Origin of the sequence: Microbacterium sp. dk485 (assembly GCF_004570445.1) — a bacterium.
Taxonomy (GTDB): Bacteria; Actinomycetota; Actinomycetes; order Actinomycetales; family Microbacteriaceae; genus Microbacterium; species Microbacterium wangchenii.
The window spans coordinates 157834-173908 of sequence record NZ_SPQW01000002.1; the positions used below are offsets into that span (position 1 = coordinate 157834).

General features: G+C 71.4%; 16 protein-coding genes. 9 read left to right on the plus strand and 7 right to left on the minus strand.

Going from position 1 to position 16075, the window contains the following annotated elements; translation table 11 throughout:
* The first annotated feature begins 82 nt into the window (after positions 1-82).
* The 4 genes from E4V99_RS11390 to E4V99_RS11405 all read left to right on the plus strand — a co-directional run bounded on the left by E4V99_RS11390 (position 83) and on the right by E4V99_RS11405 (position 4517).
* Positions 83-1294, plus strand: a complete 1212-nt coding sequence (locus E4V99_RS11390) for a HAMP domain-containing sensor histidine kinase (RefSeq protein WP_135067754.1) — start codon at positions 83-85, stop codon at positions 1292-1294.
* Positions 1295-1338: 44 nt separating this feature from the next.
* Positions 1339-2559: an alanine racemase gene (locus tag E4V99_RS11395; RefSeq protein WP_135067752.1), complete on the plus strand. Its 1221-nt coding sequence runs from the start codon at positions 1339-1341 to the stop codon at positions 2557-2559.
* Positions 2556-3866 (plus strand): D-arabinono-1,4-lactone oxidase, encoded by a 1311-nt coding sequence (locus E4V99_RS11400; protein ID WP_135067750.1) that lies wholly within the window; start codon positions 2556-2558, stop codon positions 3864-3866. The genes E4V99_RS11395 and E4V99_RS11400 overlap by 4 nt, the downstream gene beginning before the upstream one ends.
* A gap of 81 nt (positions 3867-3947) precedes the next feature.
* Positions 3948-4517, plus strand: coding sequence for a LemA family protein (locus E4V99_RS11405; RefSeq protein ID WP_135067748.1), 570 nt, complete (start codon positions 3948-3950; stop codon positions 4515-4517).
* A 4-nt stretch (positions 4518-4521) separates the two neighbouring features.
* Here E4V99_RS11405 and E4V99_RS11410 read toward each other — a convergent pair whose 3' ends face one another.
* Both E4V99_RS11410 and E4V99_RS11415 read right to left on the minus strand, forming a co-directional pair.
* On the minus strand, positions 4522-5418 hold the full coding sequence (locus E4V99_RS11410; protein ID WP_135117341.1) for a hypothetical protein: 897 nt from the start codon (positions 5416-5418) through the stop codon (positions 4522-4524).
* Positions 5415-6689, minus strand: a complete 1275-nt coding sequence (locus tag E4V99_RS11415) for a crosslink repair DNA glycosylase YcaQ family protein (RefSeq protein WP_245233167.1) — start codon at positions 6687-6689, stop codon at positions 5415-5417. Before E4V99_RS11415 ends, E4V99_RS11410 begins: the two co-directional genes overlap by 4 nt.
* A gap of 64 nt (positions 6690-6753) precedes the next feature.
* Here E4V99_RS11415 and E4V99_RS11420 point away from each other — a divergent pair, with 64 nt between their 5' ends.
* On the plus strand, positions 6754-7956 hold the full coding sequence (locus E4V99_RS11420) for an AI-2E family transporter (protein WP_135067742.1): 1203 nt from the start codon (positions 6754-6756) through the stop codon (positions 7954-7956).
* Positions 7953-9203: a threonine ammonia-lyase gene (gene ilvA, locus E4V99_RS11425; protein ID WP_135067740.1), complete on the plus strand. Its 1251-nt coding sequence runs from the start codon at positions 7953-7955 to the stop codon at positions 9201-9203. Before E4V99_RS11420 ends, ilvA begins: the two co-directional genes overlap by 4 nt.
* 21 nt (positions 9204-9224) lie before the next feature.
* Here ilvA and greA read toward each other — a convergent pair whose 3' ends face one another.
* Both greA and E4V99_RS11435 read right to left on the minus strand, forming a co-directional pair.
* The gene (gene greA, locus E4V99_RS11430; protein WP_135067738.1) at positions 9225-9716 is read right to left on the minus strand and encodes a transcription elongation factor GreA; all 492 of its coding nucleotides are present in this window, start codon (positions 9714-9716) and stop codon (positions 9225-9227) included.
* Between the two features lie 91 nt (positions 9717-9807).
* Entirely contained in the window at positions 9808-10203 is a 396-nt protein-coding gene (locus tag E4V99_RS11435) for a DUF4307 domain-containing protein (protein WP_135067736.1), read from the minus strand.
* Positions 10204-10267: 64 nt separating this feature from the next.
* Here E4V99_RS11435 and E4V99_RS11440 point away from each other — a divergent pair, with 64 nt between their 5' ends.
* Positions 10268-10552, plus strand: a complete 285-nt coding sequence (locus E4V99_RS11440) for a hypothetical protein (protein ID WP_135067734.1) — start codon at positions 10268-10270, stop codon at positions 10550-10552.
* Between the two features lie 5 nt (positions 10553-10557).
* On the opposite strand, the gene E4V99_RS11445 is transcribed toward E4V99_RS11440, so the two are convergent.
* Positions 10558-11298, minus strand: a complete 741-nt coding sequence (locus E4V99_RS11445) for a hemolysin III family protein (protein WP_240742678.1) — start codon at positions 11296-11298, stop codon at positions 10558-10560.
* Positions 11299-11365: 67 nt separating this feature from the next.
* On the opposite strand from E4V99_RS11445, the gene E4V99_RS11450 reads away from it, so the two are divergent.
* Both E4V99_RS11450 and E4V99_RS11455 read left to right on the plus strand, forming a co-directional pair.
* A complete protein-coding gene (locus tag E4V99_RS11450; protein ID WP_135067732.1) occupies positions 11366-12151 on the plus strand; it encodes an isoprenyl transferase in 786 nt (261 codons plus the stop codon).
* A 180-nt stretch (positions 12152-12331) separates the two neighbouring features.
* Positions 12332-13681, plus strand: a complete 1350-nt coding sequence (locus tag E4V99_RS11455) for a PhoH family protein (protein WP_135117343.1) — start codon at positions 12332-12334, stop codon at positions 13679-13681.
* 286 nt (positions 13682-13967) lie between these two features.
* Here E4V99_RS11455 and E4V99_RS11460 read toward each other — a convergent pair whose 3' ends face one another.
* Complete coding sequence (locus tag E4V99_RS11460; RefSeq protein WP_135067728.1) at positions 13968-14624, minus strand: response regulator transcription factor; 657 nt, start codon at positions 14622-14624, stop codon at positions 13968-13970.
* Positions 14621-16048 carry a HAMP domain-containing sensor histidine kinase gene (locus tag E4V99_RS11465; RefSeq protein ID WP_135117344.1) on the minus strand — a complete coding sequence of 476 codons (1428 nt, stop codon included), beginning with the start codon at positions 16046-16048 and terminating at the stop codon, positions 14621-14623. The genes E4V99_RS11460 and E4V99_RS11465 overlap by 4 nt, the downstream gene beginning before the upstream one ends.
* Between the last annotated feature and the right edge of the window lie 27 nt (positions 16049-16075).

Consider the following 16075-nt stretch of genomic DNA (forward strand, 5'->3'; position numbering starts at 1 on the left):
GCGCGGAGACAGCTTCTGCGGCACAGCGTAGGGGATAAGCTGGCGCGGCGGATACCCGTGTCCGTTCCGTGGGGGGACATCAATGAGCGTGACCACAACGGCGCCCGTCGTCGGCCCGGATGCGCTCACGCGCACCGTCGAGCGACTCTCCACCGCCCTGCGGCTGTCGGAGATCACCGAGATCGTGGCCGAAGCGGTGCGCGAGCTGACCGGGGCGGATGGCGCGACCTTCGTCTTCCGGGAGGACGGGGAGTGCTTCTACGCCGAGGAGAACGCGATCGCCCCGCTGTGGAAGGGGCACCGGTTCCCCCTGACCTCCTGTGTCAGCGGCTGGGCGATGCTGCACCGCGAGACCGTCGTCATCCCCGACATCTATTCGGATGACCGCGTCCCCCACGATGCGTATCGCCCGACCTTCGTCGCCAGCCTCGCGATGGCGCCCGTGCGCTCGGCCGATCCGATCGGCGCGCTGGGAGCGTACTGGGCGGAGCAGACCCACCCCGACCCCGAGGTCCTGCGACGGCTGGAGGTCCTGGCCGACACCGCTGCCGTGGCGGTGGAGAATCTCGAGCTGCGCGGGGCGATCGGGCGCCGCAGTGCCGAGCGCGATCGGTTCGCGGCACGCGCCGACGACCTCGACGCCGCCATGCACACGCTCGTGCACGACCTGCGGGGCTCGCTCGGGGTGGTCACCGGCTACGCCGAACTCGTCTCCGAGGGCGCCGACGCCGTCGATGCCGCCGAGTACGCCGCCGCCATCCTGCGGGCGGGGGAGCGGATGTCGGCTCAGATCGAGCGGATGCTGTCGATCTACCGCATCACGGGGCAGCCGCTCCAGCCGGAGCGCTGCGACCTCACCGGGATGGCTCGGACGATCGCCGACGACCTGCGCCGCCGCCATCCCCACCGCGACCTGCGGATCGACGTCGACGAGCACCTGCAGGCATGGGCTGATCCCGTGCTGCTGCACTCGCTGCTGGAGAACCTCCTGGGCAACGCCGTCAAGTTCACCGCACGCAAGGCGGCCGCCCGCATCGCGGTCACCGCGGTGAGTGCCGGCGAGGGCACGATGACGTTCGCGATCAGCGACGACGGCGACGGCTTCGCCCCGGAAGACGCCGAGCGGCTGTTCCGGCCGCTCGCGCGGCTGCACTCCCAGGAGGAGTTCTCCGGGACGGGCCTGGGACTGGCGTCGGTCGCGCGGATCGCCGAGCTGCACGGCGGTTCCGTGCGGGCGGAGGGGCGCCCCGGTTCGGGCGCGACGTTCACCGTCGCCCTGCCCGCCGTGGCCTGACCGGTCTCGTAGGCTGACCCCATGCGTGTGCGAGGGTGCGCCCCATGACGATCGATCTCCTCTCGGGCCCCGCCTCTCCCGAGGGCGGACCCGCGCACTGGCGTGCCCTCGACGCGGCGACGGAGGAGTTGTCGGGACCGGTCGCCGTCCTCTCGCTCGAGGCGCTCCGCTACAACGCCGCCGACCTGCTCGTGCGCGCCGGCGGAGTGCCGATCCGGGTGGCGAGCAAGTCGGTGCGCGTGCGCGGGGTGCTGGACGCGGTGCTCGCCCTGCCCGGGTACCGCGGCATCCTGGCCTTCACGCTCCCCGAGGCACTGTGGCTCGCGCGCGACCACGACGACATCGTGCTGGGGTATCCGAGCGTCGACCGGAAGGCGCTGGCGGCACTGGTCGCGGACGACCGCGCCGCCGCGCGCATCACGCTCATGATCGACGATCCCGCCCAGCTGGACCTGGTCGATGCCGTCGCCGCTCCCGGATCGCGCCCGGAGATCCGGGTCGCGATCGATGTCGACGCGTCGTGGCGGGCCGGTGTCCTCGGGCACATCGGCGTGCGGCGCTCACCCGTCCACGACCCGGGTGAGGCCGCCGGCCTGGCCCGCCGCGTGGCTGCCCGCCCCGGGTTCCGTCTGGTGGGTCTCATGATGTACGAGGCACAGGTGGCGGGGCGAGGCGACGCCACCGGAGTGGGCGACCCGGTGATCCGGTGGATGCAGCAGCGTTCGGCCGTCGAGCTGGCCGAGCGCCGGGCGGCCGTCGTGGACGGTGTGCGGGAGCTCGCCGACCTCGAGTTCGTCAACGGCGGCGGGACCGGTTCGCTCGAGCGCACCGCCGCCGAGGCGGCGGTCACCGAGCTCACCGCCGGCAGCGGACTGCTCGCCGGTCACCTCTTCGACGGGTACCGCGCCTTCACGCCCGCGCCGGCCGCCGCGTTCGGGCTCGAGGTCGTGCGCAAACCGCTGCCCGACGTGGTCACCGTGCTCGGCGGCGGGTGGATCGCTTCGGGTCCGCCGTCGGGGTCACGACAGCCGACGCCGGTCTGGCCCGCGGGCCTGCGGATGCTCCCGCGCGAGGGAGCCGGCGAGGTGCAGACGCCGCTGCGCGGACGGGCGGCACGGCCGCTGCGGCTGGGCGAGCGGGTGTGGTTCCGTCACGCCAAGAGCGGCGAGCTCGCCGAACGCGTCGACCGCTACCATCTCGTGGAGAACGGCCGGACGGTGGGCGAGCTGCCGACCTACCGCGGCGAGGGACGGAGTTTCCTGTGACCCGGCCCGGAGGCACGTGGCGCAACTGGGCGCGCACCCATTCCGCCCGCCCGGCGCGCGTGGAGTATCCCGCCGACGTCCCCGCCGTGCGCCGCGCGGTGACCGCCGCGGCCTCCCGATCGCTGCGCCTGAAGGCCGTGGGGGCGGGCCACAGCTTCTCCGGGATCGCGGTGCCGCACGACGTGCTGGTGGACCTGTCGGATCTCCGCGGGCTCGTCGCCGTCGACACCGAGCGAGCCCGCGTGACCGTCCGGGCTGGCACGCGGCTGTGGGAGATGCCGCGCCTGCTCGCGCCGTACGGCCTGGCGATGCAGAACCTCGGCGACATCGACCGGCAGACGGTCGCGGGCGCGATCTCCACCGGCACGCACGGCACCGGCGCTCGCTTCGCCGGGCTCTCCGCACAGGTCGTGGGGGTGACCCTCGTCGCCGGCGACGGCGCGCTTCTCACCGTCGACGAAGACAACGACCCGGAGCTGCTTCCCGCCCTCGCGCTCGGTCTGGGCGCTCTCGGGGTGATCGTGGAGGTGACGCTGCAGTGCGTACCGGCCTTCCTCCTGGAAGCGGTCGAGCGGCCCGAACCGCTCGCCGAGACCCTCGCCGGCATCGCAGCGCACACGGGTGCCGACCATTTCGAGTTCTACTGGTTCCCCGGCACCGACGTGGCGGTCACCAAGACGAATACGCGCCTGCCCGAGCGAGCAGTGCGCCGCCCGCTTCCGCGCGTGCGCCGCTTCGTGGACGAGTCCCTCATGGCCAATGGCGTCTACCGCGTCGCGTGCGCGGCCGGCGCGGTCGTTCCCGCGGTCATCCCTCCGGTCTCCCGGCTGGCCGGACGCACGTTCGGCAACCGCACGTACACCGACCACTCCGCGCGCGTGTTCACGCAGGATCGCTCGGTGCGGTTCCGCGAGATGGAGTACGCCGTCCCGGCCGAACGGCTCGTGGCCGTGATGCGCGACCTGCGGGACCTCATCGCCGATCGCGGGTGGCGGATCTCGTTCCCGGTGGAGGTGCGCGTCGCCGCCGCCGATGATCGATGGCTCTCCACCGCGTACGAACGCGACAGCGCGTATTTCGCCGTGCACCGGTACTGGCGCGAAGACCCCACGGAGTACTTCGAGGCGGTTGAGGAGCTCATGACGGCGCACGGCGGCCGGCCGCACTGGGGGAAGGAGCACGGGCTGGACGCCGACGCCCTGCGCGCGCGCTACCCGCGCTTCGACGATTTCGCGGCCGTGCGCGACCGCCTGGACCCTGGCCGCGTGTTCGCGAACGGCTACCTCGACCGGGTTCTGGGTGGGTAAGAACTGGGAGATGCAGACAGTGCACAGAACGCCGCGATCGCCCCGTTAGGATGAGTGCACTCATCGAACGGAGACTCGGACATGTGGGAAGTTCTCATCCCTGTCCTGATCGTGGTCGCGATCATCGTCATCGCCGGCATCTACCTGTGGGCGACGTACAACTCGCTGGTACAGCTGAACGTGCGCGTCGACGAGGCATGGAGCGACATCACGGTGCAGCTCAAACGGCGCGCCGACCTGCTTCCCAACCTCATCGAGACCGTCAAGGGCTACGCCGGACACGAGAAGGCGGTCTTCGAGAACGTCACGCGTGCGCGTGCGGAGACGCTCTCGGCGGGCGGACCGGCCGAAGCAGGCATCGCTGAAGGCCACATGCAGCAGGCGCTGAAGTCGATCTTCGCCGTCGCGGAGGCGTACCCGCAGCTGCAGGCGAGTCAGAACTTCCTGCAGCTGCAGCAGGCGGTCGTCGACACCGAGGACAAGATCCAGGCCTCGCGCCGCTTCTACAACGGCGGAGTGCGGGAGCTGAACACCAAGATCAAGGTGTTCCCGAACAACCTCTTCGCCCGCAACCTCGGCTTCACCGAGCGCGAGTTCTTCGAGGTCGTCGACGGCGCGCCCATCTCCGAGCCGCCGCGCGTTCAGTTCTGACGCGTCAGCGCACGGCGAGGACGATGTCCTCACCGGTGACGACGACGTCTCCGCGCAGCGTCCACGCGTCGTCGCGGTAGGTGAACGAGGCCTCCGCACCTGTGCGGTCCACCCCGGTCACCGTCGCGACGACGATCCCTCCGGATGCGGTGAACGTGCGCACATCGGGGGACAGGGCGAGGACGGGGAACCGTTCGACGCGGTACGCGAACGCGGATGCCGAGGCCAGATCCGCGGCCCACGGGATCCGCAGGCCACAGGCTTCGGGAACCGCCGCGCCACCGCTCGTGCACTCCCGCGCGTAGGCGTCGAGCTGCTCCTGCAGGCGCGGAACCGCCTCGGGCGACAGCGACGCCTCCACCTGCACATCCGTCGTCCGGTCGGTGGAGACCGCGGCGGTCACCGAGCCGTCGACGAGTCCGCGCGGGACCGCGGAGAACTCGTACACGGCAGGAAGCAGCGACACCGTGCCCGCAGGGACGAGCACGTCGCCCACCGCGACAGCGTCGCCGACGGTCGTGCTGACCTCCACCGCGGCGAGGGCGTCGTCGGCTACGCGCCACCGGCCATCGACGAGGCGCAGTCCGAAGGAGATCTCCCGCTCGGCGCCGTCGAAGACGGCCGTGGCCCGCACGGCGGCGTGCGATCCGGTCTCGGTGAGCTGGTCGATGCGCAGCCGCTGGGGGTAGGACGAGGCGGCGGCGAATGCGTCGGCAGGCTCGGGGTCCGCCGGCACGATCAGGTCCGCCACAGCGTCGGCATCGCCGGATTCCAGCGCCCGCAGGAAGGCGAGAGCGGTGCTCTCCGCGCCGACGGGCCGCGTGGCCACCCACGCCACCGCCCCCGCGGCGATCAGGAGGGCGGCGGCGATGCTGCCGATCACGGCGGTGCGGCGCCTCATCCCGGTTCCTCTGACGCGAGGGCGACCGGTTCGGCGTCGGCGCGGTCGTGCCGGCCCGCCCGGGGGAGAGCAGCCGCGAGGTCTTCCACGGCGTCACCCCAGCGCGAGATCGACACGTCCGCCAGCCCTTGCCAGCGCGCCGCGGCCTCGAGCACCTCGGCGAGGCGCCCGGGCGCGTCGGCCGGGCGGCCCGGCTCCCACCACGCCGACTGGACCAGCAGCGTGCTGCGCGCACGGTCGGCCTTCAGATCCACGCGTCCCACGACGTCGTCGCCCACCAGCACCGGGAGGGAGTAGTACCCGTAACGGCGGCGGGGGGCGGGCGTGTAGATCTCGATGCGGTAGGCGAATCCGAAGAGCCGCTCGGCGCGCTCCCGGAACCACACCAGCGGATCGAAGGGCGTGAGCACCGCTGCCGCATCCACCCGACGCGGCACCACCGCATCCCGGTGCATCCAGGCCGGCGCGGGCCGGCCCCCGGACGTCCATCCCTGCACGGTGACGGGGGTGAGCTCGCCGGCGTCGACGAGATCGCGCACCGCGGCGAGCACAGCGGGACGGTCGCGGATGCGCCAGTAGTCGGCGAGGTCGGCCGCTGTCGCGACGCCGTACGCCCGTGCCGCGCGCCGCACCAGCTCCCGCACCGCGTCGCCGCGGGGCACCGGGGCGGCGAGCACGTCGGCGGGGATCACGTGCTCGGCCAGCGCGTAGCGACGTTCGAAGCCGCGACGCCCGGCGATCGCGACGTCACCGAAGAGCCAGAGGTATTCCAGGGCGTGCTTGACGTCGCTCCACTCCCACCAGGAGCCGACCCGGCCGCGGGCGAGGCCGCCTTCGAGCTCGGCCGGGCGCAGCGGCCCGCGGGCGGCGAGCTCCGCCCGCACCCACGCGACCGTGTCGGCGTGCGTGCGCGCCCAGGAGTCGGGCGCGGAAGCGAATTTCTCCCGGAACTCCCGCATGCGGAAGTCGAACAGCGACCAGTCCCCGGCGGGGATGAACGACGCGACATGCGCCCAGTACTCCACGTACGGCGCGCGGCGGGCGAACAGCAGCCGGTCGAGGGCGTCGGTGTCGTACGGGCCCAGGCGCGAGAACAGCGGCATGTAGTGCGAACGCGCGAAGACGTTCACCGAATCGATCTGCAGCGTGCCCATCCGCCGCACCGCTGCCGAGAGCGCGCGGGTGCCGGGAGCGCCCGCCGGGGGACGCCCGAAACCCTGTGCCGACACCGCGACACGACGGGCTTCCGCGGCGCTCAAGGTCGGTCTCACCCGCCCCAGCCTAACCACGGCCACGGACATCACCGCGGCTGCACGCGACGCCTAGACTGGCGGGATGACCGGCTCCGGACCCGACGCACGCGGTTCGTTCTTCGGTGCCTTCCGCCGCCCCCCGGGGCCCGCCGTCACCGCGGATCCCGAAAGCGGAGACACCGTCCCCCGCGGCCTCCGAGTGGCAACCGCCTACGCATGGCGCCTGCTCGTCCTGGCCGCGGCGGCCGGCGTGACCGTCTGGCTCGTCATCCAGTTGAAGCTGCTCATCATCCCCCTGCTCATCGCGATCCTGGTGTCGGCGCTGCTGTGGCCGGCCTTCTCGTGGATGCTGCGGCACCGGTGGCCGCGCTGGCTGGCCATCGTCGTCTCGGTGATCTCGACCCTCGCGATCGTGACGGGCCTGCTGTGGCTGGCGGTCTGGCAGATCACGCGGCAGTGGGGCGACGTGCGCGACCGCACGGTGGAAGCCACAGAACAGCTGCGCCAGTACCTCATTCAGGGACCGCTGCATCTGACCGCCACGCAGATCGATGACGGCCTGAACCAGGCCGTCGTCTTCCTCGAGGAGCAGGCGGAACTGCTGTGGTCGGGTGCGCTCGCGATCGGCACCACCGTCGGACACGTCGTGACGGGGCTCCTGCTGACCCTGTTCATCCTCCTGTGCCTCCTCGCCGACGGCGGCGGGATCTGGCGCTGGACCACGCGGCTGTTCCCGCGGAAGGCGCGACCGGCCGTGGACGGAGCCGGACGCGCGGGCTGGGTGACGGTGGTCAACTACGCGCGCACGCAGTTGCTGGTCGCCTCGATCGACGCGGTGGGCATCGGCCTGGGTGCGTTCCTGCTCGGCGTGCCGCTGGCGATCCCCATCGGCGTGCTGGTCTTCCTGGGCGCCTTCGTGCCGTTCGTCGGCGCGATCGTCACCGGGGCCGTCGCCGTGTTCATCGCGCTGGTGTACAACGGGCCGTGGATCGCGTTCTGGATGCTCGTGGTCGTGCTGGGAGTGCAGCAGCTGGAGAGCCACGTGCTGCAGCCGCTGCTCATGGGCTCGGCGGTCAAGGTCCACCCGCTCGCCGTCGTGCTGGTCGTCGCCGGCGGAGCGATGGTCGGCGGCATCCCCGGCGCGCTGTTCGCGGTGCCCCTGGCCGCGTTCGTCAACGTCGTGGCCGTCTACCTGAGCTCACGATCGTGGGAGAGCGGTCGGCCACCGGCTTCCGCCGATCTCATCTGGAGTACCGTGCCGCGTCGACGAGGGAACACCGCATGACCGTATCCGCATCTCCCGCCGTGACCGCTCCCACCCTGGCCGGCTTCGAGGATGCCGCGGCCGTCCTCGACGGCATCATCGCGCGCACGCCGCTGGACGAGTCCCAGCACCTCAGCGAGGTGCTGGGGGTCCCGGTGCACCTGAAGCTGGAGAACCTGCAACGCACCGGCTCGTTCAAGATCCGCGGCGCCACGTATCGCCTGTCGCGCCTGACCGCCGAGGAGCGCGCACGCGGCGTCGTGGCGGCCTCGGCGGGCAACCACGCCCAGGGTGTGGCGCTGGCCGCGCAGCAGCTGGGGATCCCCGCCACGATCTTCATGCCGCTCGGTGTCCCCGTTCCCAAGCTGCTGGCCACGCGCGGGTACGGCGCCGAGGTCATCCTGGAGGGCGCCACCGTCGAGACGCCCCTGCGCCTGGCCGCCGAACATGCCGAGCGCACGGGCGCCGTGCTCATCCACCCCTTCGACCACCCCGACATCGTCCTGGGTCAGGGCACGCTCGGCCTGGAGCTCTTCGAGGAGCTGCCCGACCTCGCCACCGTCGTGATCGGGATCGGCGGCGGGGGACTGGCCGCCGGTGTCGCCGCCGCCGTCAAGCTGCGCGCGGCCGCGGTGGGACGCACCGTCCGCGTCGTCGGCGTGCAGGCGGAGAACTCCGCCGCCTACCCGTCCTCCCTCCAGGCGGGCCGTCCGCTCGTGGTGGAGACGCGCCCGACGATCGCCGACGGCATCGCGGTGGCGCGTCCGGGCGACCTGACCTTCGCGCTGGTCCAGGAGTACGTCGACGAGGTCGTCACAGTCACCGAGGACGACATCGCGCGCGCCCTCCTGGTCCTGCTCGAGCGCGCCAAGCAGGTCGTCGAGCCCGCCGGTGCGGCGGGGGTGGCCGCCATCCTCGCGGGCAAGGTCCGCCCCACCGGCCCCACGGTGACGGTCCTCTCCGGTGGCAACATCGACCCGCTGCTGCTGCAGCGCGTCGTGGCGCACGGGTTGGCCGCCTCCGGGCGGTACATGACGCTGCGCATCCCGCTCCCCGATCGTCCGGGCCAGCTCGCGCGCGTGGCGGAGCTCCTCGCGCAGGCGGGCGCCAATGTCATCGAGGTGCTGCACACGCGGCACGGCCAGGGCCTTCAGATCAGCGAAGTGATCCTGCAGCTGAGCGTCGAGACGCGGGGCGCCGACCACCAGGCCGTCGTGATCGCCACGCTGGAGGCCGCCGGGTTCCAGTCGACGATCGTCGCCGACTGACCCGTTCCCGGCCGGGGCCGATCACTGACCCGAGTAGGTCTCCACCTTGACCACCTCGACCGGGATCTCCCGGCCGTTCGGTGCGGTGTACGAGCCCTTGTCGCCTTCGCGCATGCCGATGATCGCAGCGCCCAGCGGGGAGGCCTCGCTGTAGACGTCGAGCTCGGAGTCGACGGCGATCTCGCGGTTGCCCAGGAGGAAGACCTCTTCACCGCCGGCGACGAGCGCCGTCACCACGGTGCCCGGTTCCACGACGCCCGTGCTCTGGGGAGCCACTCCCACCTTGGCGTTCTTCAGCAGCTGCTGGAGCGTGCGGATGCGCGCCTCCTGCTTGCCCTGCTCGTCCTTGGCGGCGTGGTAGCCGCCGTTCTCCTTGAGGTCGCCCTCTTCGCGGGCGGACTCGATGCGCTTGGCGATCTCCTCGCGCCCGGTGGTGGAGAGGTGCTCGAGCTCGGCGGCGAGCCGATCGTATGCCTCCTGGGTGAGGAACGTCACCTGTGCGTCGCTGGACACGTCGCTCTCCTTCGTTCGGGTGGCCCGGTACGAACCGGGCCCGGGATATCGAAACGCCCCGGCTCAGGCCGGGGCGTCGTATCAGGATATGCTACGGGACCCAGCAGCTGTTCACCAAACCCGTGGTGGCCAGGGCGACCGTGGGGATGGTCTCGGTGAACGCGCGCTCATGCGCCTCGGCCGCGGGGTACTCCACGATCCGCCAGCCCACCACTCCGTGCTCCTCGTCCTGGGCCTCCAGGGCGCATGCCACGGCCGCGCCGGGGGGAGCGGTGATCTGGAACTCGACCGTGACGGTGCGCTCGTCGGCGACGTCGTAACCGGTGCCGACGACGTCGACGGCGTTGAGCGTGCGCGCGACGGTGCTCCAGCCGAGTGCGATTACGAGCGCCGCGGCGATCACCCCGACGATCACCCAGCCCACCACGCGCCGGGTCCGAGATCGCCGCCGGCCGTATCGCTCGTCGAGCAGCTGCTGCGTGGTCATCGTTCCTCGGGTCGTTCTAGGCTGGTCTTTCCAGGCTATGCGCTCCGGCGCGGAACGAGGACCAATGTACGACCTGCTCATGGCCGCCGCCGCCACTCCGTCGCCTACGCCCCAGGCGCCGCCGGCCGAGCTCGTCACCCCCGGTCCGTGGGGGTTCGGCGTGATCGCCGTACTCACCCTGGCCGTCGTGCTGCTCGTCGTCGACATGCTCCGCCGCATCCGCCGCAGCGGCTACCGCGAGGACGTGCGGGCCGAACTCGACGCCGAGGAGCAGGCACGCGCATCCACGCGCGCCACCGACACCGACGACGAGGACATCGACCCGGACGCCGATCCCGCGCGGCGTTAGCGTCCTCAGCCGGCGTGGTACGCCGGATGCATCGCGATGAGCAGGCTCGCCGCCCAGTGGCACAGGAACGCCAAGACGGTGCACACGTGGAAGATCTCGTGGAACCCGAAGTGGCCGGGCCACGGGTTGGGGCGCTTGAGCGCGTAGACGACCGCGCCGGCGGTGTAGAGCAGTCCGCCGATCAGGACGAGCGTCATCATCGTCGCGTTGGCATCGAACAGGTCGAACAGGTACATCACCGCCGCCCAGCCGAGGGCCAGGTACAGCGCGACGTACAACCACCGGGGCGCATGCAGCCAGAACACGCGGAAGAGGATGCCGACGATCGCCCCTCCCCACACGACCGACAGCAGGATGATCGTCTTCTGCGTCGGCAGGGCCAGCACGGCCAGCGGCGTGTAGGTGCCCGCGATCAGGAGCATGATGTTGGCGTGGTCGATGCGTTTGAGCACGGCCAGCGTACGGGGCTTCCAGTTGAAGCGGTGATACAACGCGGAGCTGCCGAACAGCATCATCGAGGTGACCATGAACACCGCAGAGGCCCACTTCGCCGGTGCGCCCTGCGCGAGGCTGATCAGCACGACGCCCGCCACGACGGCGATCGGGAACGTCGCGGCGTGGATCCAGCCGCGCCACGTGGGCTTGACGTCGCTCTGCGCGCCGACGGCTCCGGCCTCGATCAGCGGCAGCTCGGGAACGTGGGCGCCCTCGGATTCCAAGTGGGGGTCGGGGGTGCGTCGGGTCACCTCTCCAGCCTAAAGGTCGCTGTATGCCGGACGGGGAACACACGGGGGTGGGGGGTAGCGTAGACGCGTGAGCGGTGGCGGCGGCAATCAGGGCAGAGGGCCGCTGTATCGGCTCTACATCAACCGCCTCCGCCGGCGCCTGCACCCGGAGACGGTGCCGCACCACGTGGCGATGATGATCGACGGCAATCGGCGGTGGGCGCGTCAGCTGGGTTACGAGACCGCCGCACACGGCCACCGGGCCGGCGCGGCCAAGATGCGCGAGTTCCTGCGCTGGTGCGACGACCTCGGCATCGAGGTCGTGTCGCTGTACCTTCTGTCCACCGACAACCTCCGCAAGCGCGAGTCCCGGGAACTGGCCGACCTGATCGACATCATCGCCGAGCTCGCCGACGAGCTCTCGCGCGAGTCCGATTGGCGCGTGCAGCACGTGGGCCGCGCCGACCTCCTGCCGCCCGACCTGGCGCGAGTGCTCGCCGACGCGCAGGAGCGCACCCGCGAGCACACCGGGCTGCACGTGAACCTGGCCGTCGGCTACGGCGGTCGCAGCGAGATCGTCGACGCGGTGCGCAGCATCATCGCCCAGCACGACCGCGAGGGCGGGTCGCTGGAGGAACTGGCGGCCAGCCTGACCCCCGAGCAGATCGGCGAGCACCTCTACACCGGCGGTCAAGCCGACCCCGACCTCGTCATCCGCACGTCGGGCGAGCAGCGCCTGAGCGACTTCCTGCTGTGGCAGAGCGCCCACAGCGAGTTCTACTTCGTCGAGGCGCTGGGCCCCGACCTGCGCGAGGTCGACTTCCTCCGCGCCATCCGCGACTACGCCGATCGCGACCGCCGCTACGGCGGATGACACGGAGAATTCCCGTGCCCGACACCGGCGGGGGCGTGTCGCGCACCTCGCCGCCCGCACGCCGGTCGTACGGTGATCGCACCGGGCACGGAGTCCGGTCGGGTCGGCCTTCCGGATCGCGACTCGCTACCCTGGTCGACTCGTGACTGCCGGGTGACACACCCGGGTGGGGAGTGGGTTGTGACCGCACGAGCACCGCAGCAGCAGAGCCGGGAGTTCACCGACGAGACCACGGAGCAGGACCTCCGGACGTACGTGCTGGACACCTCCGTCCTCCTGAGCGATCCGCGGGCGTTCTTCCGCTTCGCCGAGCATTCCGTCGTGATCCCCGTCGTGGTCGTCACCGAGCTGGAGAGCAAACGGCACGACCCCGAGCTGGGCTACTTCGCCCGTCAGGCCCTGCGCCACCTGGACGGCCTGCGCGTCGAGCACGGCCGGCTGGATTTCCCCGTGCCCGTCGGTGACGGCGGCACGCTGCGGGTCGAGCTGAACAACACCGACCCCACGGTGCTGCCCTCGGGCATGCGGCTGGGCGACAACGACACCCGCATCCTCGCCGTCGCGATGCACCTCGCGCAGGACGGCAGTGAGGTCACGGTCGTCTCCAAAGACCTCCCGATGCGGGTCAAGGCCGCGTCGCTGGGCCTGCACGCCGAGGAGTACCTCGCCGAGCAGGCAGTCGACTCGGGATGGACCGGCATCGCCGACCTGAACGTGGGCGGCGACGACATGAGCGACCTCTACGAGTCCGAGGTCGCCGCCAGCGACGACGTCGTGGGGCTGCCGGTGAACACGGGCCTCATCATCCACTCCGAGCGGGGCTCGGCCCTCGGGCGCGTCACGGGGGACGGTGCCTACCGGCTCGTCCGGGGCGACCGGGAGGTGTTCGGCCTGCACGGCCGCTCGGCCGAGCAGCGCATCGCGATCGACCTTCTGCTGGACCCGGACGTGGGCATCGTCTCCCTCGGCGGCCGGGCGGGAACCGGGAAGTCGGCCCTCGCCCTGTGCGCGGGCCTGGAGTCGGTGCTCGAACGCCAGCAGCAGCGCAAGATCATCGTCTTCCGTCCGCTGTTCGCCGTCGGCGGGCAGGAACTCGGATACCTCCCCGGAGACGCCGCGGAGAAGATGAATCCGTGGGGGCAGGCGGTCTTCGACACGCTCGGCTCGGTCGTCTCGCCGAACGTGCTGGAGGAGGTGCTGGCACGCGGCCTCCTCGAGGTGCTGCCCCTCACGCACATCCGCGGCCGCTCACTGCACGATGCGTTCGTGATCGTCGACGAGGCCCAGTCGCTGGAGCGCAACGTCCTCCTCACCGTCCTCAGCCGCGTCGGGCAGAACTCCCGCGTCATCCTCACCCACGACGTCGGTCAGCGCGACAACCTGCGTGTGGGCCGGCACGACGGCATCGCGTCGGTCATCGAGACGCTCAAGGGCCACGCCCTGTTCGGGCACGTCACGCTGACGCGGTCGGAGCGCTCGGCGATCGCCGCCCTGGTCACCGACCTGCTGGAGGCGGGCGAGCTGTCGTGAGGGCGAGGCGGAACCGCGTAGATGAGAGCACTCTCACCCCCGGTTCCGCCTTCTCTCACGAATCTGCCCCATGATGGATGCAGCGAGGGAGACCTCGCACCGCCCCCGCGGCGGATACCCCCCAATAGAGAAGCACGGGACCGATCAGGGCCCGTCGTGGAGAAAAGGTCACCGCGCTTATTCGGGTAGCGCGGTCGATACATCCGGAGTTCCCCCCGACTCCGGCTCTCCCATAGCCCTCGGCGTCCCCCAGCGCCGGGGGCTCTCTCTTTGGCGCGAGGGCGGCTCACTCCCAGCGGTAGCCTGCACCTCGCACCGTCGTGATGCACTCGTGCCCGAACTTGCCGCGCAGGTAGCGGACGTAGACGTCGACCACGTTGGATCCGGGGTCGAAGTCCAGGCCCCACACGCGGCTGAGCAGCTGTTCGCGGCTGAGCACCTGTCCCGGGTGGCGGAGGAACTGCTCCGCCAACGCGAACTCCCGCGCGCTCAGATCGATCTCCCGGCCCGCCACGGTGGCCCGTCGCGTGAGCACATCGAGCGACACGTCGCCGTGGACGACCGCGATCGTGCCGGTCTGCACGGTCTCGCGCAGGCGGGATCGGACCCGGGCGAGCAGCTCGTCGAACTTGAACGGCTTCGCGACGTAGTCGTTGGCGCCCGCGTCCAGGCCGTCCACGGTGTCGCGTGTGCTGGAGCGGGCGGTGAGGATGATGACGGGGAGCGTGGACCCCTGGCCGCGCAGGTCGCGCAGCACCTCGAACCCGTCCATGGTGGGGAGCCCGATGTCCAGGAGCATGAGGTCGACCTCGCCCGACAGCGCGGCTTCGAGTGCGTCGCCCCCGTCCTCGACCACGCGGGTGCGGTAGCCGGCGGACTCGAGTCCGCGGCTGATGAAGGCCGAGATGCGGGTCTCGTCTTCGGCGATGAGGATGAGCGTCATCCGGAGGCCTCTCGCTGCTGGACCACGTCACCGGCGCGCACGGGCGCCGGCAGGTCGGCCGGTGCCCGCCCGCGTCCGGGCGGGATGTGGATGGTGAAGGTGGCGCCGCCGCCGGGGGTCTCGGTGACCGAGCAGTGGCCGTCGTGGCCTTTCACGATCGCGTCCACGATGGCGAGTCCGAGCCCCGAGCCGCCGACGGTGCGGCGCCCTTCGGCGCGGTCGAAGCGGCGGAAGATGCGGTGGCGGGATGCCGGCGGGATGCCGGGGCCGTGGTCGCGCACCCACAGATGCGCGCCGGCGTCGTCGACGGAACTGCCGATCTCCACCGGCGTGCCCTCGGGGGTGTACTTCGCGGCGTTGTCGGCCAGCTGCAGCCACGCTTGGAGCAGGCGGTCGTAGTCGCCCTCGACGCGACCGTACCCGCGGGACTCGACACTCCACGAATGGCCGGGGATGACCGCCACCAGTTCTCCCACGCGTGCCGTGAGGGCGTCGACATCGATCATGTTCATCGTCAGCGCGCCGTCCTCGACAGCTGCCAGCAGATCGATGTCGTCGACGAGGCGGGTCATGCGGTCCAGCTCGGACATGCCGATCTCGCGCGTGGTCGCGACATCCACCGGATCCGTGACATCCATCGTCTCCAGATGCCCGCGCACGATCGTGATGGGGGTCTTCAGTTCATGCCGGACATCATCCAGCAGCTGGCGCTGCACGTCGACGGAGACCTCGATCCGGTCGAGCATGGAGTTGACGGTGCGGGTGAGGTCGGAGATCTCGTCGTTGCCGTCGGCGGGCAGGCGCGCGCCGAAGTCGCCGATCGTGACGGCGTCGGCGGTGGCGCGGAGGTCGCGCAGCGGCAGGAGCAGCCGCCCGATCACGAACCACCCGACCACGCCGATGGCCAGCAGCATCCCGAGCCCCGTCACGGTGTAGGTGAGGATGCCGGTGATCACGAGCTGCATGCGGGCATCCAGCAGCACGGCGTGGGCGATGACGGCGCCGTCGACGGGCAGGGCGACGTAGCGCAGCGTGCCGTGGTCGCCGTTCACCGTCCCGTACTCGGCGGCCGTGGGCGAGGACGCGGACAGCGCCCGCACGAACTCCTCGTCGTCGGCCAGGTGCAGGCCCGTCGCGCTGGGTGCGGCGGCGATCACCTCGCCGTCGGCCACGGCGATCGTGCCGTCGGTGCGGTCGGGGACGATGCTGTGCACGACGTCGATGACGGCTGCGCGGTCGGGCATCGGCTCCGTCGCGACGCTCGCGGCGAACGTGCGCAACTGCCCATCGGCCGTCCGCAGCACGGTGTCCTGCTGCACCCAGAACGTGATCCCGCCCACCACGACGAGCCCGGCGCACGCGACGGCGAGGACAGCCCCCAGGATCCGTGCGCGCGCCGAGACCGTTCTCGGCGGGCGGTTCATCGTCTGATTATCGCGCGCGCCGGGGCC